Origin of the sequence: Tabrizicola sp. (assembly GCF_034366665.1) — a bacterium.
Lineage (GTDB): Bacteria > Pseudomonadota > Alphaproteobacteria > Rhodobacterales > Rhodobacteraceae > Tabrizicola.
This window is the reverse complement of record NZ_JAXMMF010000032.1, coordinates 1-19,279: the sequence shown is the minus strand read 5'-3', so window position 1 is coordinate 19,279 and position 19,279 is coordinate 1. Positions and strand designations below refer to the sequence as shown.

General features: G+C 66.3%; 18 protein-coding genes, 2 tRNA genes and 1 pseudogene. 3 read left to right on the top strand and 18 right to left on the bottom strand.

Features of this window, described 5'->3' with window-relative positions; all coding sequences use genetic code 11:
• Positions 1 to 121: 121 nt before the first annotated feature.
• Positions 122 to 571: a GNAT family N-acetyltransferase gene (locus U1E69_RS04125; RefSeq protein ID WP_322243052.1), complete on the bottom strand. Its 450-nt coding sequence runs from the start codon at positions 569 to 571 to the stop codon at positions 122 to 124.
• Positions 572 to 699: 128 nt separating this feature from the next.
• Here U1E69_RS04125 and U1E69_RS04120 point away from each other — a divergent pair, with 128 nt between their 5' ends.
• Genes U1E69_RS04120 through U1E69_RS04110 form a run of 3 tightly spaced genes read left to right on the top strand, consistent with a single transcriptional unit; the run spans position 700 to position 4,061 of the window.
• Positions 700 to 2,421: a hypothetical protein gene (locus U1E69_RS04120; protein ID WP_322243051.1), complete on the top strand. Its 1,722-nt coding sequence runs from the start codon at positions 700 to 702 to the stop codon at positions 2,419 to 2,421.
• 20 nt (positions 2,422 to 2,441) lie between these two features.
• Positions 2,442 to 3,059: a heme NO-binding domain-containing protein gene (locus U1E69_RS04115; RefSeq protein WP_322243050.1), complete on the top strand. Its 618-nt coding sequence runs from the start codon at positions 2,442 to 2,444 to the stop codon at positions 3,057 to 3,059.
• Complete coding sequence (locus tag U1E69_RS04110; RefSeq protein ID WP_322243049.1) at positions 3,060 to 4,061, top strand: GGDEF domain-containing protein; 1,002 nt, start codon at positions 3,060 to 3,062, stop codon at positions 4,059 to 4,061.
• Between the two features lie 48 nt (positions 4,062 to 4,109).
• On the opposite strand, the gene U1E69_RS04105 is transcribed toward U1E69_RS04110, so the two are convergent.
• From U1E69_RS04105 to U1E69_RS04025, 17 genes and pseudogenes are all read right to left on the bottom strand, one after another.
• Positions 4,110 to 5,147, bottom strand: coding sequence for an ABC transporter ATP-binding protein (locus tag U1E69_RS04105; RefSeq protein WP_322243047.1), 1,038 nt, complete (start codon positions 5,145 to 5,147; stop codon positions 4,110 to 4,112).
• Positions 5,144 to 5,947 (bottom strand): ABC transporter permease, encoded by an 804-nt coding sequence (locus U1E69_RS04100; RefSeq protein WP_322243046.1) that lies wholly within the window; start codon positions 5,945 to 5,947, stop codon positions 5,144 to 5,146. Before U1E69_RS04100 ends, U1E69_RS04105 begins: the two co-directional genes overlap by 4 nt.
• Positions 5,937 to 6,800 (bottom strand): ABC transporter permease, encoded by an 864-nt coding sequence (locus U1E69_RS04095; protein ID WP_322243044.1) that lies wholly within the window; start codon positions 6,798 to 6,800, stop codon positions 5,937 to 5,939. The genes U1E69_RS04100 and U1E69_RS04095 overlap by 11 nt, the downstream gene beginning before the upstream one ends.
• Positions 6,801 to 7,015: 215 nt before the next feature.
• A complete protein-coding gene (locus tag U1E69_RS04090; protein WP_322243042.1) occupies positions 7,016 to 8,230 on the bottom strand; it encodes an ABC transporter substrate-binding protein in 1,215 nt (404 codons plus the stop codon).
• Between the two features lie 89 nt (positions 8,231 to 8,319).
• Positions 8,320 to 8,394: transfer RNA gene (locus tag U1E69_RS04085), tRNA-Glu, on the bottom strand.
• A gap of 43 nt (positions 8,395 to 8,437) precedes the next feature.
• Complete coding sequence (locus U1E69_RS04080; protein WP_322243041.1) at positions 8,438 to 9,241, bottom strand: lytic murein transglycosylase; 804 nt, start codon at positions 9,239 to 9,241, stop codon at positions 8,438 to 8,440.
• A 103-nt stretch (positions 9,242 to 9,344) separates the two neighbouring features.
• Positions 9,345 to 9,419: transfer RNA gene (locus tag U1E69_RS04075), tRNA-Glu, on the bottom strand.
• Positions 9,420 to 9,479: 60 nt separating this feature from the next.
• Entirely contained in the window at positions 9,480 to 11,219 is a 1,740-nt protein-coding gene (gene recJ, locus U1E69_RS04070; RefSeq protein WP_322243040.1) for a single-stranded-DNA-specific exonuclease RecJ, read from the bottom strand.
• 146 nt (positions 11,220 to 11,365) lie between these two features.
• Positions 11,366 to 12,556 (bottom strand): MFS transporter, encoded by a 1,191-nt coding sequence (locus U1E69_RS04065; RefSeq protein WP_322243039.1) that lies wholly within the window; start codon positions 12,554 to 12,556, stop codon positions 11,366 to 11,368.
• Between the two features lie 103 nt (positions 12,557 to 12,659).
• A complete protein-coding gene (gene glpX / locus U1E69_RS04060) occupies positions 12,660 to 13,625 on the bottom strand; it encodes a class II fructose-bisphosphatase (protein ID WP_322243038.1) in 966 nt (321 codons plus the stop codon).
• Positions 13,626 to 13,694: 69 nt separating this feature from the next.
• Entirely contained in the window at positions 13,695 to 14,318 is a 624-nt protein-coding gene (locus tag U1E69_RS04055) for a hypothetical protein (protein WP_322243037.1), read from the bottom strand.
• Positions 14,319 to 14,393: 75 nt separating this feature from the next.
• On the bottom strand, positions 14,394 to 14,786 hold the full coding sequence (locus U1E69_RS04050) for a hypothetical protein (protein WP_322243036.1): 393 nt from the start codon (positions 14,784 to 14,786) through the stop codon (positions 14,394 to 14,396).
• A gap of 89 nt (positions 14,787 to 14,875) precedes the next feature.
• Complete coding sequence (locus U1E69_RS04045) at positions 14,876 to 16,165, bottom strand: homoserine dehydrogenase (protein ID WP_322243034.1); 1,290 nt, start codon at positions 16,163 to 16,165, stop codon at positions 14,876 to 14,878.
• 65 nt (positions 16,166 to 16,230) lie between these two features.
• Complete coding sequence (locus U1E69_RS04040; protein ID WP_322243032.1) at positions 16,231 to 16,461, bottom strand: hypothetical protein; 231 nt, start codon at positions 16,459 to 16,461, stop codon at positions 16,231 to 16,233.
• A gap of 103 nt (positions 16,462 to 16,564) precedes the next feature.
• Entirely contained in the window at positions 16,565 to 17,173 is a 609-nt protein-coding gene (locus U1E69_RS04035; RefSeq protein ID WP_322243031.1) for a hypothetical protein, read from the bottom strand.
• 5 nt (positions 17,174 to 17,178) lie between these two features.
• Complete coding sequence (locus U1E69_RS04030) at positions 17,179 to 17,724, bottom strand: pilus assembly protein (RefSeq protein ID WP_322243030.1); 546 nt, start codon at positions 17,722 to 17,724, stop codon at positions 17,179 to 17,181.
• Positions 17,721 to 19,279, bottom strand: a pseudogene (locus U1E69_RS04025) (hypothetical protein); the annotation flags it as partial. The pseudogene U1E69_RS04025 and the gene U1E69_RS04030, both read right to left, overlap by 4 nt.

The following is a 19,279-nucleotide window of genomic DNA, read 5'->3' as shown; positions in this document are numbered from 1 at the left end:
GTCTTCTCGTCGTGGCGACCTACATTCCATCGGACAAGCTGCGGGGCCGCCTCTATGGGTGCTGGCCCGCGCCCTTGAAATGACTTTTCAGACTGGTTCACCGACCGCCGGGGTCTGAGTCCTATTTCGGTGGGCGGTTGTAGCGGATGAAGGGGGTGACCTTCGCCACCCGGTCGTAAAGCTGGCGGGCGTCGTGGTTGAAGTCCTGCGTCAGCCAGTAGACGGCGGGGGCCGCAGCGGCATCGGCGGCGGCATAGACCGCCTCGATCAGGGCGCGGCCCAGGCCGGTGCCACGCGCCTCGGGCGCGACGTAGAGGTCCTGCAGGTAGCAGACGTCCTCGATCTTCCAGCAATGCCGGTGAAAGAGGTAATGCGTCAGGCCAAGAAGCGTGCCGTCCTGGTCTGCCACCAGCGCCGAGAAATCGCGCGGGTCCGACCCGAGCAGGCGGGCAAAGGTCGAGGCGTAGACCTCCTCGGGCACCGAAGTCTGGTAGAACTGCAGATAGCCGGTCCAAAGCTGGCGCCACTGGTCGTGGTCGCCGGGCCGCAAGGGGCGGATCGTGGCGGGCATGTGGGGATTGCTCCATCGGACAGTTTCAGCCTGCCTAATATGTTAACGCTTGGCAAGCGGCGGGAAATCCTGACTATGCGCGACACTGCCCAGACGCATAAGGGCGGACGGAACCGGGAGTATGTGACATGACGGGCCAGATTGCGGCACGGATCAGGCTTGCCCTGACGGGCGCGCTGGGCGGGGCTGCGCTTTGGGCGGCCATCGAGGCTGCGGACCGGACCTGGCTGGGCGATTTTCCGGCGCTGGCGCTGTTTGTCCTTCTGATCACGGCCTTCGGCGCGGTGATGGCCCTGGCGGGACCGATCGGCCTGCGTCGCGCGGTGCCAAGGTCGTTGGCCCTGGGGGTGGTGGTGGGCGCGCTGGCCTGGCTTGGGGCGCTGCGGTTCGACACGGTGGATCAGATGCTTTTCGGCGTGATCCCGGCGCTGGCGATCTTCACGCTGTCGACGCTGCCGCTGCCGTTCCTGATTGCCCGGGTGCGCAGCCGCTGGAACGACTACCCGGTCCTGTTCCTGGAGGCCTGGTCCATCGCCCTGCGCTTTGCCGCGGCGGGGGCCTTCACCGGGCTGGTCTGGCTGGTGATCTTCCTGTCGGACGAGCTGCTGCAAATCGTCGGCATCGACATCATCGGCAAGCTCTTGACGGACAGGCTGGTGGCGCTGGCCTTGGGGGGGGCAATCTTCGGGCTGGGCATGGCGGTGATCCATGACCTCGCCGATCTCTTGTCGCCCTACGTCGTCCTGCGGGTGTTCCGGCTGTTCCTGCCAGTGGTGCTGGGTGTGATGGCGGTCTTCCTGATCGCGCTGCCGTTCCGCGGACTGGAGGGGCTGGTCAGCGGGCTGTCTCCGGCGACGCTGTTGCTGACGATGGTCGGCGGCGGGATCGCGCTGGTGTCGATTGCCATTGACCAGTCTGATGCCGATGCGACGCAAAGCCCGCTTCTGGTCCGCTGTACGCAAGGCCTGGCGCTGATCCTGCCCGTGGTGGCGGCGCTGGCGCTGTGGGCGGTCTGGCTGCGGGTGGCGGACCGGGGCTGGTCGCCAGAGCGGCTGTTCGTCGTCCTGGTGGCGGCTGTGGGGCTGGTCTACGGGCTGGTCTATGCCGTCTCGGTCCTGCGGGGCGGTGCCTGGATGGAGCGGATCCGCCAGGGCAACATCCGCATCGCGCTGGGGGTTCTGGCACTGGCGGCGCTGTGGCTGACGCCGGTACTGAATGCCGAGCGGATCTCGGCCGCCAGCCAGTTGGCGCGGTACGAGGCCGAAGGGGTCCAGGCCCTGGACCCCTCTGCCCTGCGGTCCTGGGGCAAGCCGGGGGCCGGGGTGCTGGCGGTTCTGGAGGCGAAGGCGACCGAGCCGGGCCAGGAGGAGCTGGCGGCGGTTCTGGGGGGCGAGACGACGGGGCAGGCGGACAACGGGCCTGCGCTGCTTGCCGAGCTGACGGCGCTTCTGCCGGTGCAGCCGACCTCGGCCACGGGGATGCGCGACGTGATCCTGGGCGCGGCCGAAGAGTATCAGCTGCAGGACTGGCTGCAGGTCTGCAAGGTGCGGCTGGAGACGGGGCAGCCGGGCTGCCTTCTGGTGGTGGCAGACCTTCTGCCGCTGCGGCCGGGCGAGGAGGCGATGCTGTTTCTGCAGCGGGGAGTCGACTACATCGAGGTCAGCGGGCTGTATCTGGACGACAGCGGGATGCTGGTCTGGCGGACGGCGACGCAACCGGACGGGAAATACCTGTCGTCCGAGGCGGCCGCCCGGCTGTTGCGGCAGTACCAGACCGCTCCGGCGCCGCTGACAGCGGCCGAACTGAACCAGCTTGGCACTGGCGCGGACGGACTTTTGTTCCTGCCATGACGAGGAGGGGTTGTTAACCAATGCGCGATAGCCTTGCCGCCGAAACTGTCATGGGGTCGGACATGGATGCGCTTTTGCTGCGATCCTTGCAAAGCTATGTGATCGACACGTTCGGGGCCGAGCGCTGGCAGTCGGTCTGTCGTCGGGCGGATATGGGTGTGCTCAGCTTCGAGCCGATGCTCCACTATGAACCGGGCACCGCCGACCGCATCGCTCAGGTCGTGGCCGAAGCTCTGGGCCGTTCTGCCGATGCGATCTGGGAGGATGTCGGTATCCATCTGGTGACCCACCCCGGGCGCGAGGGGGTCCGGCGACTGTTGCGCTTTGGCGGGGTCACCTTCGCGGATTTCCTTTATTCGCTGGAAGAGCTGCCGGGCCGGGCGCGGCTGGCGATGCCGGACCTTGAGGCGCCGGAGGTGACTCTGGTCGAGCAGGGCGAAGACCGGTTCACGCTGTGCTGCCACTCGCACCTGCGCGCCACGCAGCGGGTGCTGGTTGGTCTTATGACAGCAATGGCTGACGACTATGGCACGCTCTGCCTGATCGAGGCGGAGTCAGCCGATTGCACCTCGATTTCGGTCCTTGACCGCCGCCACGCCAAGGCGCGGCGGTTCGACCTGGCGCTGCCGGAGGGGTAGATGCAGACACTTCGTCCCGAGGACCGGATCGAGCTGGACGGTGCCGCCACGGCGCAGTTCATGCCGATGCACCTGCTTTTGGACGCCGAGGGCCGCGCGATCAGCTACGGGCCGACCTTGGCGCGGGTGCTGCAGCCGGGCGCGGTGCCCGGCGCGCGATTCGAGGATCTGTTCGAGGTGCGATCACCCGGTGGGGCTGTCACCATCGGACAGGTTCTGGCGCGGGGGGGCAACCGGTTCCGGCTTCTGCCGAAGAACGGTGTGCGCGTCGGGCTGCGCGGTCTGGGCCAGCGCCTGCCGGGGTCGGGGCGCATCCTGCTGAACCTGTCGTTCGGGATCGACCTGACGACCGCCGTGCGCGATCTGGCGCTGACGGACGCCGATTTCGCCGCGACTGATCTGGCGATGGAACTGCTCTACATGGCCGAGGCCAATGCCGCCGTCACGCGAGAGCTGCGGGGCCTGAACCTGCGGCTGGAAGGCGCGCGGATCGCGGCCGAGGAAGAGGCGATGACCGACCCCCTGACTGGCCTGCGCAACCGTCGCGCAGCCGATCTGGTGCTGGAACGGCTTTGCGCGGCCCGGGCGGGCTTTGGGCTTTTGCACTTGGACCTGGATTTCTTCAAGGCCGTCAACGACACGCTGGGCCATGCCGCGGGCGACTTCGTGCTCAGCAATGTCGGCCGCATCCTGCGCGAACAGCTGCGCGCCGAGGATTGCGCGGCGCGGGTTGGCGGTGACGAGTTCGTGGTGATCCTGGCGAACCGCACCGACCCGAAGCTGCTGCAGATCATCGCCGAACGGATCATTGCCCGCATCAGCGAACCGATGGATTTCGAGGGGCAGCTTTGCAATGTCTCGGCCAGTATCGGCATCGTCCGGTCACTGGACCTTGCGGTGCTGGAACCCGTGCAGCTGCTTGCCGCGGCTGACCGGGCGCTTTATGCGGCCAAGCATGCAGGCCGCAGCCGGGCGGTGCTTCTGGTCACGCGCGGCGAGTAGCTGCAAGGCGGTCCGCCCGAGGGCGGGTCCGCCGCTTGCACGCACCCCCTAGTCTGGCGGCAGCAGCCAAAGTGCCTCGGGCGGGAGCGAGACTGTCAGGCTGGTGCCGGGCACCAGTGCGGCGGCAAGATCGGGCGAGGTCAAGGCCTGCAGCGCGCAGCCTTCGACGGTCAGGTTGACACGGGTCTGCGTGCCCAGGAACGTGACGGCCTCGACCCGCGCGAAGCGGCCATTCGGGCCGGGACCAAGGCGCAGCGCCTCGGGGCGGAGGGTCAGGACGCCCTCGCCCTCGGCCGTGCCGGGGGGCAGGGTCAGCGCCCCCAGCGCGGATTGGAAGACGCCGCCCCGGGACCGGCCGGGCAGGAAATTCACCCCTCCGAAAAAGCGCGCGACTGCCAGCGTGGCCGGGTTGCGATACAGGTCCTCGGGCGGGCCCTGCTGGGCAAGGCGACCGTCCAGCAGAAGGGCAATCCGGTCGGAAAGTGCCACGGCCTCGGCCTGGTCGTGGGTTACGACGATGGTGGTGATCCCGGTTTCCTGCTGCAGACTGCGGATCAGTTGGCGCATCTCGTCGCGCAAGGAGGGGTCAAGGTTCGATAGCGGTTCGTCCAGAAGAAGGACCTTGGGCTGCAGGACCAGCGCCCGGGCCAGGGCCGCGCGTTGCTGCTGGCCGCCGGACAGGGCGGCGGGGCGGCGGTCGCCCAGCCCGTCAAGGCGAACACGCGACAGCATCTCGGCGACGCTGTCCGCGATCCGGGCAGGGGCGAAGCCGCGCATCCGCAGGCCGAAACCGATGTTCTGCGTGATGGTCAGATGCGGAAAGAGAAGCGGGTTCTGAAACACCATCGTCACCCCGCGCCGTTCCGGCGGCAGGTGGGTGATGGGGGTGCCGTCCAGCCTGACCTCTCCCGCGTCGGGGGCGACAAGGCCCGCGATCAGCTTCATCGTGGTGGTCTTGCCGCAGCCCGAGGGGCCAAGAAGTGCGGTCAGGCTGCCGCTTTCGACCGTCAGGTCGATGTCGTGGACAGCGGCCTGCCCGGCCCCAGGGTAGGTCTTGCGCAGAGCGTGCAGCGAGAGGGTCGTCACGGATGCAGCCTTTCGCTCAGGCCCGCGCCCCGTCCGGTGATGCGGCGCGCCGTGACGGCCAGGATCAGCAGCCCCGGCAGGATGTACAGAAGCGCGATGGCGCCGGTGATGTCGTTGCGCCCGGCGCTGGCAAAGCTGAACAGGAGAAGGGGCAGGGTCTGGACCCGGCCGCCTCCGATGGACAGGGTCAGCAGGTACTGCGACCACGACACCAGGAAGGCAAACAGCGCCGCAATCATCAGGCCGGGCAGGATGGCGGGCAGGGTGACAGTGCGGAAGGTCTGCCAGGGTGTCGCGCCAAGACTGCGGGCCTGCTGCTCGAAAGCCGGGTCAAAGCGGGCGAAGACGGCGGCCAGGACCAGGGTCATGTAGGGCAGGACCGGAACCAGATGGGCCAGGATCACGCCGGGAATGGTCCCGGCAAGCCCGAGGCGCAACAGGATGCCGTGCAGCCCGAAGACGATGGCGATGCCGGGCAGAACAGCCGGGGCCAGAAGGAGAAGAAGGACCACGCCGCGCCCGCGGAAGCGGTACATGCCCAGGGCGCGGCCAGCGGGCAGGCCGATCAGCAGCGCAAGCAGGGTCGTGATGGTGGCGATCAGCGTGGTGGTGGCGAAGCTGGCAAGCACCCCCGACTGCGGCGACAGGGCGAAGCTCCAGGCCTGGGGCGAAATCCGGTCGGGCAGCAGGTTTGGAAAGCGCCAGCCCTGGGCGACCGACCAGCCGACCAGCGGCACAAGCGGCAGGACCAGAAAGCCCGCCAGCGCCAGGCCCGCAAGGGTGCGGAGGCTACCGCGCACCGCTGCCGCCTTTCGCAAGGACCCGGGCATAAAGCGCCACAAGGGCAACGCCGATCAGAGCGATGACCACGGCCATCGCCATCGCCTCGGGCCGGGTGGCAAGGTCCGTGTCGGTCGAGGCCTGCCAGGCAAGGACCGGCAGCGCCTTCGGGGCATGGGCCCCCAGAATCAGCGGAACCTCGTAGGCTCCGAAGGCAAAGGCGAAGACCAGGGCCGATGCGGCAAGCAGGCCGGGCATCAGCAGGGGCAAGAGGACATGCCGGAATGCCTGCCACCGGGTCGCACCCAGGCTGCGGGCGACAGATTCGTGATCTTCGCCAAGGGTTTGCATGTTGGCCAGCAGGATCAGCGTGATGAAGGGCAGTTCCTTCCAGATGTAAAGCAGGATGATGCCGATGGCATAGGGGTCCTGCGTCAGGACGGGAAACTCGGCCGGGGTTGCGATGAGGCCAGCGGCGTGGGCCAGGCGCGCGAAACTGCCGGATTGCGAGAAGAGGTAGAGGATGCCGATGGCGCCGACGATGTGGGGGATCGTCAGGTTCAGCTGGACAAGGAAGCTGATGAACGCCCGGCCCGGGAAGGTCTGGCGGAGGAGGAGAGCCACGGCCATTGCCAGTACGGCGGCGATCAGGGTTGATACGATGGCGATCCAAAGCGACAGGGCGAGCGACGTCAGAAAGCCCGGCGCGGTCAGGATGGCGGCATAGGCGGACAGGTCAGGATCGGTCAGCCCCAACGCAGGCATGTAGCGGAAGGACCGCAGCAGCGTCAGACCAAGCCCAGTCAGGAATAGCCCACCCAGCACCAGAAGGGCCGGAGCAAGCATGAGGGCGATGCGGGGGCGATCAGTCACGAGGGGGCCTTTCGGGCGGGTCGGCGGCAGCTTGCGCGATGGGAACATTACGGGCAAGCGGAGGCTGGCTCGTCGATGACTTCGTCACTCCTCGCAGCCGGGGACGTCGGACGTGCCTGATCTTGGAGGGAGACTTCCTCGTCGATGACCTTGTCACTCCTCGCCGGGTGCGGACGCGGCGCAGCGAGGAGGAGACGAAGTCGAACGAGGAGCGGTCAGTTGCCGACGTTCGCCGCCCAGCCCTTTTCAATGGCGGTCAGCCAGTCGGCCTGCAACTCGGGCAGGGCGGCCTTGGCCAGTTCGAAGGCCGGGACCACGGAAGGATGCGTCTTGATCGCGGCAAAACCGTCCTGGACTTCGGGGGGCGTGCGCAAGACCTCTATTGCCGGGGCCGCGCCCCAGACCTCGGGCTTGGCTTTCTCCAGCTGCGCCTCGCCGGACAGAAGCAGGTTCTGCACCACCATCGCGGCGGCCTTGTTGGGCGAGTTGTAGGGGATCAGCGTGTAGTTGGTGTTGCCGATGGTGCCGTCCGTCAGGCCGAAGGATCGCGTGGACTCCGGCCAGGTCCCGGCCTGCACGGCCAGACCGAACTGGGCAGGATCGTAGTTGAAGCTGAAGTCGATCTCGCCATTGGCGAAAAGCTCGTTCAGCTGGGTGACGGTGGTGGGATAGGTCGCCCCCTCGCGCCAGAGGAAGGGCTCGATCTCGTTCAGAATGGCCCAGGTCTTGGCGGCGGTCGCATCGAACTTGGCCTGGTCAAAGGGGCCGATCAGGCTTTCGGGGCCACCCGCGGCGTGGATGAACACGTGGCGCAGGAAGGCCGAGCCGGTGAAGTCCGGCGGCGCGGGATAGGTGAAGCGGCCGGGGTTCGCCTTGATCCACGCCAGAAGCGAGGCCATGTCGCGCGGCGGCTCGGCCACCACGGCGCTGTCATGGGCAAAGGCGAACTGGACGGTATTCCAGGGCACCTCGCAGCCGTCGACGGGCACGCCGAAGTCGTTGGCGATGGCCGGGTTGTCCCAGTTGATCAGCGTGTCGTTGGGCAAAAGCCCCGTATAGCCGCAGAACACGAGTTCGGCCTGCTTCATCGAGCGGAAATTCTCGCCGTTGATCCAGACAAGGTCGACCGAGCCCGCGTCGGTCACTCCGGCCTCTTTCTCGGACAGGACCTGGTTCACGATATCGGCGGCGTCGGTGATCGGCACCCGGTTCAGCGTGATGTCGTAGTCGGCGCGCAGCCGGTCGGCGACATAGCCCGAGACATAGGCATTGATCGTGTCCGACCCGCCCCACATGAACCAGTTCACCGTCCCGCCGCGCGCCTGGTCGACGATCTGGTCCCAGCTCATCGCTTTCAGGGCCTCGCCATCGGCGGTGTCGGCCAAGGCGGCGGTGGACAAAAGCAGGAGAGCGGCCAGGGATCGCAACATGATGGCTCCAGTTTCAGGACTGGCGCACATCAAGCCGATAACTGGCTGGAAAGCCAGTCACATGGCCGTTGGCGAGATGTAACGGAAGGTGGCAGCCCGTAGGGGAGTCGAACCCCTCTTACCTGGTTGAAAACCAGGTGTCCTAACCGATAGACGAACGGGCCACTGGCGCGCCTGTTACCCGCAGGCGCGGACGGGCGCAAGGGGTCAGCCGTCGATCTTGGCGCCCATGATCGCGATGGCCTGCTGATAGACCTTCGCCGCGTTCCATTGCTTGATGACGGCGAAGTTCGGCTCGCCCTCCTGGTAGCCTTTGCCCGCCTTCCAGCCCTTGCGGGCCAGGAAATTGGCGGTGGTCGCCAGTGCATCGGCCTGGTTGTACAGATCGACGACGCCGTCGCCATTGCCGTCCACGCCGTAGGTATAGGCGTTGCCCGGCAGGAATTGGGTGTGGCCCAGCTCGCCATGCTTGGCCCCAACGGTGTTGGGCGAGATCATGCCCTTGTCGACCATTTTCAGCGCCCCGATCAGGTGCGGGCGGAAAAAGTCGGACCGGCGGCAGTCATAGGTCAGCGTGGCGATGGCCGCGACGACGTTGGTGTCGCCCATGAAGCCGCCAAAGCCGGTCTCCATCCCGTGGATCGCGATGATGACGCCGGCGGGCACGCCATAGGCTGCCTCAAGGCTGGCATAGAAGTCGGGGTTCTTCGCCTTGCGGCTGCGGCCCTGGGCGACGATCGTATCGGCCCCTCGGACATTCAGAAACTTTTCCAGGCTGTACTTGAAGCTTTTCTGGTTCCGGTCGGCACCGATGGTCGCCTTGGAATAAGAGGTCGCCATCAGCGCGTCGATCCCGCGCTTGCCGACGCCTTCGGCCTTTGCCTCGGCGGCCATCTCGGTCTTCCAGCCCTCGTACTGCCCACCTGTGTCGCTGCAACTTGCGGCATGCGAGGCGAAGGGCAGGGCGATCAGCAGGGCGGTGGCAGACAAACGGGACAGAAGGCTTAACATCAGGCACCTATGATTGGAATTTTGGCCAATCTATTGAGTGCGCAGCAACAATCAAGCACGCCTTTGTGAAGATCGCGCTGCGGTCTCTGACATGTTGGTGAAGTGGCAGCCCGTAGGGGAGTCGAACCCCTCTTACCTGGTTGAAAACCAGGTGTCCTAACCGATAGACGAACGGGCCACGCTGTTGGTGGGGCGGTGTGTAGAATCTGCGCGGGGGTTCCGCAAGAGGAAAAATGCGTTACGCGGGTGCTGCGTCGTCAAGGCGAAGCTGCACCCGGGTTCGGCCGTTCCAGTGGTTCAGCTCCAGTTTTCCCGCCAGATGGAAACGCTTGTGCCCTGCGCCTTCCAGCGTTGCGCCGAGCGGGCCGTCGAAGGCCCCGAAGGCGATGGCGTCCAGCGCCGGGCCAGACCCGTCCGAGGCGCTGATCTTCAGATGGCTTTCGCCGATCCGGCGGCAGGTGACGGCTGCATTGGCAAAGGCGAAGCGGGGCGCGGGGGCAGCCTGGCCAAAGGGACCGGCATTCTCGATCTCTTCCACAAGCGGCACGGTCGCCCCCGAGGTGGCAAGCAGGCTGTCGATCCGCAGGTCGCGCGGGCCCGTGGCCCCGGCCCCCTGACGGGCCAGCAGCTCACCCAGCCGCGCCATCGCCGGTTCCAGTTGCGGCCGGGTCAAGGTCAGGCCCGCCGCCATCTTGTGGCCGCCGCCCTTCTGGATCAGCCCCTCGGCCGCGATGCGCTGGATTGCGGCACCTAGATCGACGCCGGGCACCGACCGGGCCGAGCCCTTGCCGATGTCGCCCTCGAAGCCGATCACGACCGAGGGGCGGTTCGCCGCTTCCTTCAGCCGCGCCGCGACGATGCCGACGACGCCGGGGTGCCAGCCTTCCGCCGCGGCCCAGACCAGAGGTCCGTCAAGCCCGCGCGCCTCGGCCTGGGCAAGGGCCTCTTCGCGGACCCGCTCGGTGATCTCGCGGCGTTCGGTGTTCAACTGGTCAAGGCGGGCGGCAATGCGCGAGGCCTCCATCTCGTCATCGGTGGCCAGAAGCCGTGCGCCAAGGTCGGCCTGACCGATGCGGCCCCCGGCATTGACGCGGGGGCCAAGCAGGAAGCCCAGGGCATAGGGGGTGGGGGCCTGATCCATGCGCGAGACATCGGCCAGCGCGCGCAGGCCGGGGCGATCCCGGCGGGCCATGATCTTCAGGCCCTGCCGGACAAAGGCTCGGTTGAGACCGATCAGCGGGGCCACGTCGGCAATGGTCGCCAGCGCGACAAGGTCGAGAAGCGCCATCAGGTCGGGGCCCTGGCTGCCCTGCTGCTTCAGCCGTCGGTTCGCCTCGACCAGAAGCATGAAGACAACTCCGGCGGCGCAGAGATGGGCAAGCGCGCCGTCCTCGTCCTGCCGGTTGGGGTTCACGATGGCAAGGGCCGCGGGCAGGGTTTCCAGCGCGAGGTGGTGGTCAAGGATCACCACGTCGGCCCCCTTGGCGGCAGCGATGGGCTCGTGGGACAGGGTGCCGCAGTCGACGCAGAGGATCAGGTCGTGGGCCGCGGCCAGCTGGGCCATCGCGGGGACGTTGGGGCCGTAGCCCTCGTCGATGCGGTCGGGGATGTAGAGTGTCGCCTGCAGCCCAAAGGCCCGGAGCCAGACCAGGAGAAGGGCCGCCGAAGAGCCGCCGTCGACGTCGTAGTCGGCGAAGATGGCGATCCGTTCGCGGCGACTGACCGCGTGGAGCAGACGGTCGGCGGCGGTCCCCATGTCCCGCAGGGTCAGGGGGTCGGGCATCAGATCGCGCAGCGAGGGGGCCAGGAAGGCGGGGGCGTCCTCGGGGGACACTCCGCGCGCCGCAAGGATGCGGCAGAGGGGGAGAGGGAGGCGGGTCTGCTGGGCCATGCCCTCGGCCAGCCGGTCCTGCACGGGGTCGGGGCCGACCCAGCGGCGGCCGGAGAGGGAGGTTTCAACGGAAAGGAAGGCGGTCATGCGGACAGGGGTGCCGGAAAGGCGAAGGCCGCGCAAGGGGGGAGTGGGCTGCCGATTTTGGTATCAAGGGGTTGGATGGATGCGTTTACCTTCCGGCCGTCAGTCTGGCCAGGGAGGGGACGCAAGGGGCCGATGTGGCGTCCGGTTCATCCGGGCATTTGCAGACGGCGGCTGCGCGCGGCCAGCAGCATCAGAGCGGCCCCTGCCAGACTGAGAAGTGCGGCCACTGCCATGAACGGCGTGTAGGTTGCAGCGGAGTTCAGCGAAAAGACCGCTGCGGCGATCCAGACCGAGACAACCCGCGACAGATCGACGAGCGACGTCGACAGGCCGACGCGGGACGGGATCGCCTCTTGCAGGTAGCTGATGTTGATGCTGAGTAAAGCCGCGATGGCGACGGCAGCGATGGCTTGCAGAAGGACGACCTGAAGAAAGCTGCCGACAAAGAGCATAAGCCCGAAGTAAAGCGCGAAGAGCGCGCTGGCGACGGCAAGGATCACGTCCTTGCGCACCCGCATCGCAAGGTAGCCCCAGCCGATCATTGCGGGCACTTCGATGGCCGCAGCGATCGAGGCGTTGATGCCGACTTGCGCCAGGCTCCCGTTCAGGTCGCGCAGGATGACCAGCGGCAGAAGCACCATGTTCAGCTGCACGGCGGCCATTGCGCAGGTCACGCCGATGATCCCGAATCTGTAAGGGGTGGCGATGCGGATGCGGGGCGGCGGGTCCGCTGGTGTGTCCGGGTCGGAGGCAGCCACCCCGATCTTTGCGTTCGGTTGCAGCCAGAGGAGGCCGATCACCAGCGTGCAGCCAACATGGGCCACGGCCGAGAAGGCGAAGACCGAATAGGCCGACCAGCGTGCCGCGATCAACCCGGCCAGGGGCGGCACGACGATCCAGGCCAGAGTGAACATGCTGCGCAGAAGCGACAGGATGAACTCGGCCCGCTCGGGGTGGGTGCGGTTGTAAAAGGCCCGCGAGTAGGAAAAGCTTTGCGAAAAGAGCGCGTTGCCGAAGGGAACCAGGAGGCAGAACGCGAGGACGAAGACGAACGGTGTCTGGATGGCCCAGATCAGACCGAAGGCAACGACGCCCATCACCGCGCAGAGAAAGATCAGGACACGGCGGTCGGCAACCTTGTCCGAGAGCCAGCCAAGCGCCACCGAGGCACAGGCGCTGCCGACGGCGGTCAGCGCCATGATCGTGCCGAAAGCGGCGTTCGACAGGCCAAGCTCATCGACGCCTACGATGGCCCGATAGGGCGTCATCGCGGCGAAGGCGGCACCGGACAGAAAGATGTTGGTGGCCAGAAGGCCAGTCACGCGGCGGGTGGGCATTTTCCCCGGGGTCCTGCTGCAAGGTCCCGCATCGTTACCGATGGAGGCCTGACGCGGCAACCTGCGTTCGGCTGTGAGCATGTGAGTCGGGCTGAAGCCCGACCTACTTTACCGGGGTCTTGTAGGTCATCCGGCGGATCGAGCCGGATTTGGAGCGCATCAGGATCGTCTCCAGCGTCACCCAACCCGGATCGCGCTTGATGCCCGCCAGGAGCGAGCCGTTCGTCACGCCGGTGGCGGCAAAGATCACGTCGGCGCGCACCAGGTCGTCGCGGGTGTAGACGCGGTCGAAGTTGGTGATCCCGGCCTTGCGGGCGCGGGCGCGTTCGTCGTCGTTGCGGAAGAGAAGCTTGCCGTAGAACTGCCCGCCCATGCATTTCAGCGCGGCGGCGGCGAGGACGCCTTCCGGTGCGCCGCCCGAGCCCATGTACATGTCGATTCCGGTCAGCTCGGGCTCGGCGCAGTGCATGACGCCCGCGACATCGCCGTCGGTGATCAGGCGGATCGCAGCACCAGTAGAGCGGACCTCGGCGATCAGGTCCTCATGGCGGGGGCGGTCGAGGATGCAGACGGTTATGTCCTCGGTCGAGCAGCCCTTGGCGGCGGCGAGGTTCGAGACGCGTTCCGACGGGGTCATCGACAGCGTGACGGTGCCGGGCTTGAGGCCGGGGCCGATGGCAAGCTTGTCCATGTAGACGTCGGGGGCGTGCAGAAGGGTGCCTCGCGGGGCCATCGCGATGACGGTCAGGGCGTTCGGCATGTCCTTGGCGGTCAGCGTGGTGCCTTCGAGGGGGTCGAGGGCGATGTCGACCTCGGGTCCGTTGCCGGTGCCGACCTCTTCGCCGATGTACAGCATCGGGGCCTCGTCACGTTCTCCCTCGCCGATGACGACGACGCCCTTGATGTCGAGAAGGTTCAGCTGGTCACGCATCGCGTTGACGGCTGCCTGGTCGGCGGCCTTCTCATCCCCGCGGCCGATCAGGCGGGCGGAGGCAAGCGCGGCGGCTTCGGACACACGGCCAAGGCCGAGGGACAGGAGACGATCCTGGAACTGCGATTTTTCTGACATCTGGTCCCCCGGGGTTTTCTTCCGTGTATCCGGGGGCCTTGGACGCGGCAAGCGTGGTGGCGCTAACGGTCAGCGAGGGAAGTTCAGAATGGCATCGGCAAGACAGGTGTCGATCTGCCGCAAGGCCAATTGGACTGGCGAGTCCGCACGGTTCGCGCCGCTGAGCCGCTGCGTCGATTGCAGAATGACCTTCTGGCCGCGCAGCGATGCGAAGAAGGCGTCCTGCGAGATCACGGCAACGAAAGGCTGCGCTTCAAGGGCAATACTTTGCTGCGGGTGGCCAAAGGCGGCCAGGTAACCGGCGGCACAGGCCGTCATCGTAGCGGAGCATCGCGTTTGGCAAAACGTTTCCAACGACCTGAACGCAGGGTCATCGGCCAATAGCGCCGCGGCCGCCAGCGCGGTCTGGGCGCTGAGGATCGGGCGGGGCCTTTGAAGGGCCTGTAGCACCGGGATCACCTCTGCCATGCGCGCAAGTCCGTCAGCGGGTGAATATCCTGCTGCCGAAAGGATCCGGTCAATCCGCTGCTGATCCACCTGGGCCCGGTTTTCCAGCGGAAGGTGCAGCCCGGAGTACAACACCAGTCCCATCCAGCCCGCGCGATCATCCAGCTTCAGACGTTCGGCCAGCAAGGCCTCGGCTGCTGCGGGATAATCGCCGCCCACATAGGTCAGCCGATCTTGCAGGTGCATGGCCACGGCCCAATCGGGAAGGGGCTGGTCAAAAAAGCCCGGCGGCAACGGCGCATAGGCTTGCGTCTGGCGCTGTCAGGTCAGGAAGAGAGCAGTGCCCTTTTCCACTTCGCCCGCGGCGTAGAGGAAGAAGGCGCGGTCAAGAAGGGCATCCATATCGGACGTTCCGACACCGCCCATCATTCCCCAGGCAGCGGCGACCGGGTCGGCCTTGGCAAGTGCATCGAACACGGAAACACCATTTACGAAGACCAATTGCCGCCGGACCGACGACGGTACGTCCTTTGAAAACCAGTCCAATGCAGCCGGAAGCGCAAGGAGCGCAGCAGTGTTTCCTGTCGATGCGGCGTTGTGCAGGTCGATCACCGCAAGGGGATCGTCAGCCTGCAACGCCATCTCGAACGGCTGGCGAAAGGCCGGATCGTCGATGCCTGCGACTTGTTCGGCCAGCGCGGGCGCGGCGAACAAGAGGGTCAGAAGGACCCCCCGCATTGTCTGATCTCACTGAACCGGTTCAAGGCCAAGCATCGGACCGGCGGGCAAGTTCTGTCAAGAAATCAGACTTCCTCGATCCGGATCGCGACGGGGGCGCCCACGAGGACTCCGGTCGCGGCGAAGCGGGTCATGGCGTGGGCGACATCGTCGGGGGCGGCCTTGTGAGTGACGATCAACACGGGTGCGTTGGTGCCCTGGTGGCCGTACTGGCGCATCTGGTCGATCGAAACGCCGGAATCGCCAAGGCAGGTCGCGATCTTTGCCAGCGCGCCGGGTTTGTCGAGAAGCGTCATGCGCAGGTAGTAGGGCGCGGGCGTCGCCGACTTCGCGGGCTGGGCTGCCGAAAGCGTGCTCGCGGGCTGGCCGAAGGTCGGCAGGCGGAAGCCGCGGGCGATGTCGATGACGTCGGCCATCACCGCGCTGGCGGTCGGACCCATCCCGGCACCGGGGCCGCGCAGGACGATCTGGCCAACGCTGTCGCCTTCCAGGACGACCATGTTGGTGCCGCCCTGCAGTTGGCCCAGGGGGCTGTCGGCGGGGACAAGGCAGGGGGTCATGCGCTGCTCCAGCCCGCGCCCCGTCATCTGGGCGACGCCCAGAAGCTTGATGCGGTAACCCATGTCCTCGGCGAGGCGAATATCGTCGATCGAGACATTGCCGATGCCTTCCAGTTCCACGGCGTCAAACGCGACGCGGGTGCCGAAGGCGATGGAGGCGAGAAGCGACAACTTGTGGCCCGCGTCGATGCCGCCGACGTCGAGGTTCGGGTCGGCTTCCAGGTAGCCCAGCTGGCGGGCCTCCTCGAACACGGTCTCGTAGGGCAGGTTTTCCGACTGCATCCGGGTCAGGATATAGTTGCACGAGCCGTTCATCACACCCATGACGCGCTTTATGCGGTTGCCCGCCAGCCCTTCGGTCAGGGCCTTGATGACGGGGATGCCCCCGGCGACGGCGGCCTCGAACCGCAGGGCGAGGTTTGCAGCCTCGGCCGCCTCGGCAAGGGCCTGGCCGTGGTGGGCAAGAAGCGCCTTGTTGGCAGAGACGACGTGTTTGCCCGCAGCGATGGCCGCTTCCGTCGCGTCCTTCGCCGGGCCCTCGTGGCCGCCAATCACCTCGACGAAGACGTCGATGTCGGGGCGCTGTGCAAGGGAGACAGGGTCGGTCTCCCAGGCATAGCCGGACAGGTCGGCGTCGCGGTTCTTTGTCTGGTCGCGGGCCGAAACGGCGGTGATCACCACCGGGCGGCCAGTGCGCGCGGCGATCAGGTCGGCATGGGCCTGGACGATCTTGACGACACCGATGCCGACAGTTCCAAGGCCGGCAAGACCAAGACGCAAGGGGACGGCGGACATCGGGGAACCTTTGGCAGTTTGCGGCTGTCGTCTGTTAGCCGGAAGCCGAAGCGGGTGCAACGCCGTCAGGGCGCGGGCGGGGCTGCGGATACGGCCGAGGCCCGGGCCCGCAGCCCGGCCGCGCGGGCCAGGACAGCGGGACCGGGATCCGTGGTCTGCGGTGCGGCCTGCGCGAGCAGGTCGTCGATCGGCAGCAACTGCGGCGGCGGGCCGGTATCCGGGCCCATCGCGTCGATTTCGGGGAAGGGGGCGCAGCCTGACAGGCTGGCCAATAGCAGAAGGACAAGCAGGCGCATGATGATCCCGGTGTGACCCCGGCACGCTACCCCCGGAACGCGCCGGGGGGAAGCCGGTGTCAGCGCTGGACGGCCGCGATCCGCAGGCGTCGGTGCCAAGCGATCAGGTGCAGGTGGTCGTGCCCACCAGGCAGAGCCTGCGGTGACGCGGACGGGTCACGACGAACTGGCCGTAGGTTCTGTCTTCAACCGCGACCAGAAAGCCCGCCAGAACCGATTTCATCTGGGTCTGGAACTGAACCTCGGTCTCGACGACGTACAGACTTTCCCCCGCATTCATCACAGGGATCCTGGAGCCCCGCCAGCCTTGGATGCCGGCCTGGGTCAGCGCGGGTACCTTGCCCTGTGGCGACATCGAGAAGAGCAGCCGGTAGGACCCACTGTCGGAATCGCAGACCAGGTCGGCCGGAGAGACACATTCGAAGCTGGTGATCCGGATTGCAACCTCGTGGCCACCCGGCGTCAGGAAGTTCACCACATTCTGCAGGCCATTCGCGAAGGCGACCGGAATGTCGTCCTTCTGGCGCGACAGAAGGTCCGCGACGGAATAGGCGGCCTTCTGCGTCACGTTGACGGTGCGGAAGACGTCCCAGTAGATGAACATCGCCACCATCGCCCAGATGATCAGGGGCAGCATCATGACCCCCTCGGCGAGGATCAGCCCATCTTCTTCGCGCAGAAAGGCCTGGAAACGTTGAACGGATTTGCGCATCTGTTTCATCCCGGTTCGTTCACGAAGACCGAGTTCACCAGCAGCGCGTAGGTGCCATCGGGTTCAGTGCTCATCCCGACCGCAAAGGCGGAAGCGGCACCGAACATCGGCCTTTCCTTCAGGCAGATGCGCAGAAGCATGATGTCGTTGTCGGTGCCGTAGGCGAACTCGTTGGCCGGCGGCTCGTCCAGGTTGACGTCCTGCACGCGGTCGACGCAGTTCTTCGGCGGAGCGACCATCGCGAACGAGCCGGTGTTGATCGGCTGCATCCAGATCTTCATGTTGTTCATGCAGGTCGCGACGGAATTGATCATCATCCCTTCCTCGCAGATCCTTTGCTTGAGGTTCTGGTGCGTGAAGTTTCGGTAATTGCCCAGCCTGATCTGGCGGACAACCTGGTCCACGGCGCGGTCGAACATCACGTGGCGCGCCATGAACATGCTGCTTTCGAACGAGACCGTGAAGATCATGAAAATGATCGGGAAGACGAAGACGAACTCGATCGGCCCCGTTCCGGTCTCGTCCTTGAGGAATGCGCGGATCCGGGTCATTGCGTCAACTTCAGCGGCGAGACAAGGACAGCGATCTGCTCGAAGGCCGAGTTCAGCTCGTCCCCACTGAACGCACGGTAGTAGTAGCCCGTGCCGGGCGACGCGCAGTTCTGGACCGGCGCTTCGTTCACCGTTCCGGCGTTACCAAGGACGATGCCGAAGACTTCGAAACCGGCGGTCTTTGCAGCCGTGCAGTTCGTGTTCAGAAGGCCGTCCATGTAGGCGTCGTTCTGCAGGTAGGGCGCGACGAAAAGGCTGCGGACCGTGTTGTACCCGCTGGTCCCCTGTACGCCCGAGCGCATGTAAAGCTGCTGCACGACCCAGTCGACGCGGACAAAGCGCCAGACTTCCGACCAGTCGAGCTGCCGGGCTGTGCCGCTGCCGGTCCAGGTCGGTGCAGCCTGCCACGCACGCGGATCGCAAGCGCCCGTTACGGCCGTTCCGCCCGAGCTTTGGCCTTCGGGATCCGAGGCCCGGTTACGCGGCGCAAGCGAGTTGGCCTTGAGGTGAGGGATGAAATATTCGCGGTTCGACGCCATCGGCCAGCCAGAGCAGGTGTTCGTCGTCGTCGGCATGAAGGGCCGGGTCCCGCCGGTAAGCGCAGTGCCGCCATTGGTGTAACGGATGGCGAAGTTGCCGTCCGCCCCGCGCCAGATCGGCGAAAGGCCGGTCTTGTAGGCGTCGCGGATATGGTCGCTGGCAACGTGGTCGCCGTCGGTCATCAGAACGATGATCTTGCGGGTTTCGCCGTCGTTGTTGGCGGTCGGACGTCCGGCCATCGCGGGTTCGCCGCCGCGCAGCGCCGAGTAGATCGGGCGGGCGGTTTCATCCATGAGAAGCGTGCCCCAGCGCATCCCCACGGCGATCGAGGTCCGACCGCGCGGCTGCAGCAGGGCGATCTGGTTGGTGACGGTGGACGGCACCGTGGTCGGAAGCAGGACCATGTTTCCCGTCGTCTCGTTCGTGCCAGTGCTGGGGTTGTCGCCGTGGTTGCAGATCACGTCGTTGCCGGCCATGTTCGGAACCGACCCTGTCGTTCCCGTGCCAGTGGCCGTGGGACTGCGGAAGTTCAGCACGACCCGTCCACCCGTGTTCGAGGTGGTGACGGTCGGGTTCGGGGTCGTGCCGGGAGCATAGGTGTCGGCCACCGCTGCCAGTGGATAGGACGTCGTGCGGGACATTTCAGTCTCGCTCCAGGTGCTGACCGGGAATTCAAGGCAGTTGATGTTCGGCACGCCCGTGCCTGCCGCTGGCACCGGCGACACACTCCAGCTTGCCAGGTTGCTGAATGCGAACTGGTCGCGCAGGTTCCTGGGAATGTTCACGTTCGACGAATAGGGCACCATCCCGATCGAGATCAGGTTGTTCGGATCCTTCGGGATCGTGTAGTTGCCCCCGGCGTCGCGGCTGAACTTCAGGATGTTGACGAAGTTCGTCGCAGCCGTGCGCAGCGCCGCGATCTTGGTGGTCGTGCCCGAGGATTCGCCCATCGAACCCGTGATGTCGAGCACCAGGATGACTTCGATCTTGGACACGCCCTGCTGGGCGCCCGAGG

Bases quoted from the DNA above. Each gene is read 5' to 3' on its own strand.
- U1E69_RS04125 (WP_322243052.1), bottom strand. From the start codon at position 571: ATGCCCGCCACGATCCGCCCCTTGCGGCCCGGCGACCACGACCAGTGG.
- U1E69_RS04120 (WP_322243051.1), top strand. From the start codon at position 700: ATGACGGGCCAGATTGCGGCACGGATCAGGCTTGCCCTGACGGGCGCG.
- U1E69_RS04115 (WP_322243050.1), top strand. From the start codon at position 2,442: ATGCGCGATAGCCTTGCCGCCGAAACTGTCATGGGGTCGGACATGGAT.
- U1E69_RS04110 (WP_322243049.1), top strand. From the start codon at position 3,060: ATGCAGACACTTCGTCCCGAGGACCGGATCGAGCTGGACGGTGCCGCC.
- U1E69_RS04090 (WP_322243042.1), bottom strand. From the start codon at position 8,230: ATGTTGCGATCCCTGGCCGCTCTCCTGCTTTTGTCCACCGCCGCCTTG.
- U1E69_RS04080 (WP_322243041.1), bottom strand. From the start codon at position 9,241: ATGTTAAGCCTTCTGTCCCGTTTGTCTGCCACCGCCCTGCTGATCGCC.
- recJ (WP_322243040.1), bottom strand. From the start codon at position 11,219: ATGACCGCCTTCCTTTCCGTTGAAACCTCCCTCTCCGGCCGCCGCTGG.
- U1E69_RS04065 (WP_322243039.1), bottom strand. From the start codon at position 12,556: ATGCCCACCCGCCGCGTGACTGGCCTTCTGGCCACCAACATCTTTCTG.
- glpX (WP_322243038.1), bottom strand. From the start codon at position 13,625: ATGTCAGAAAAATCGCAGTTCCAGGATCGTCTCCTGTCCCTCGGCCTT.
- U1E69_RS04055 (WP_322243037.1), bottom strand. From the start codon at position 14,318: ATGCACCTGCAAGATCGGCTGACCTATGTGGGCGGCGATTATCCCGCA.
- U1E69_RS04045 (WP_322243034.1), bottom strand. From the start codon at position 16,165: ATGTCCGCCGTCCCCTTGCGTCTTGGTCTTGCCGGCCTTGGAACTGTC.
- U1E69_RS04040 (WP_322243032.1), bottom strand. From the start codon at position 16,461: ATGCGCCTGCTTGTCCTTCTGCTATTGGCCAGCCTGTCAGGCTGCGCC.
- U1E69_RS04035 (WP_322243031.1), bottom strand. From the start codon at position 17,173: ATGCGCAAATCCGTTCAACGTTTCCAGGCCTTTCTGCGCGAAGAAGAT.
- U1E69_RS04030 (WP_322243030.1), bottom strand. From the start codon at position 17,724: ATGACCCGGATCCGCGCATTCCTCAAGGACGAGACCGGAACGGGGCCG.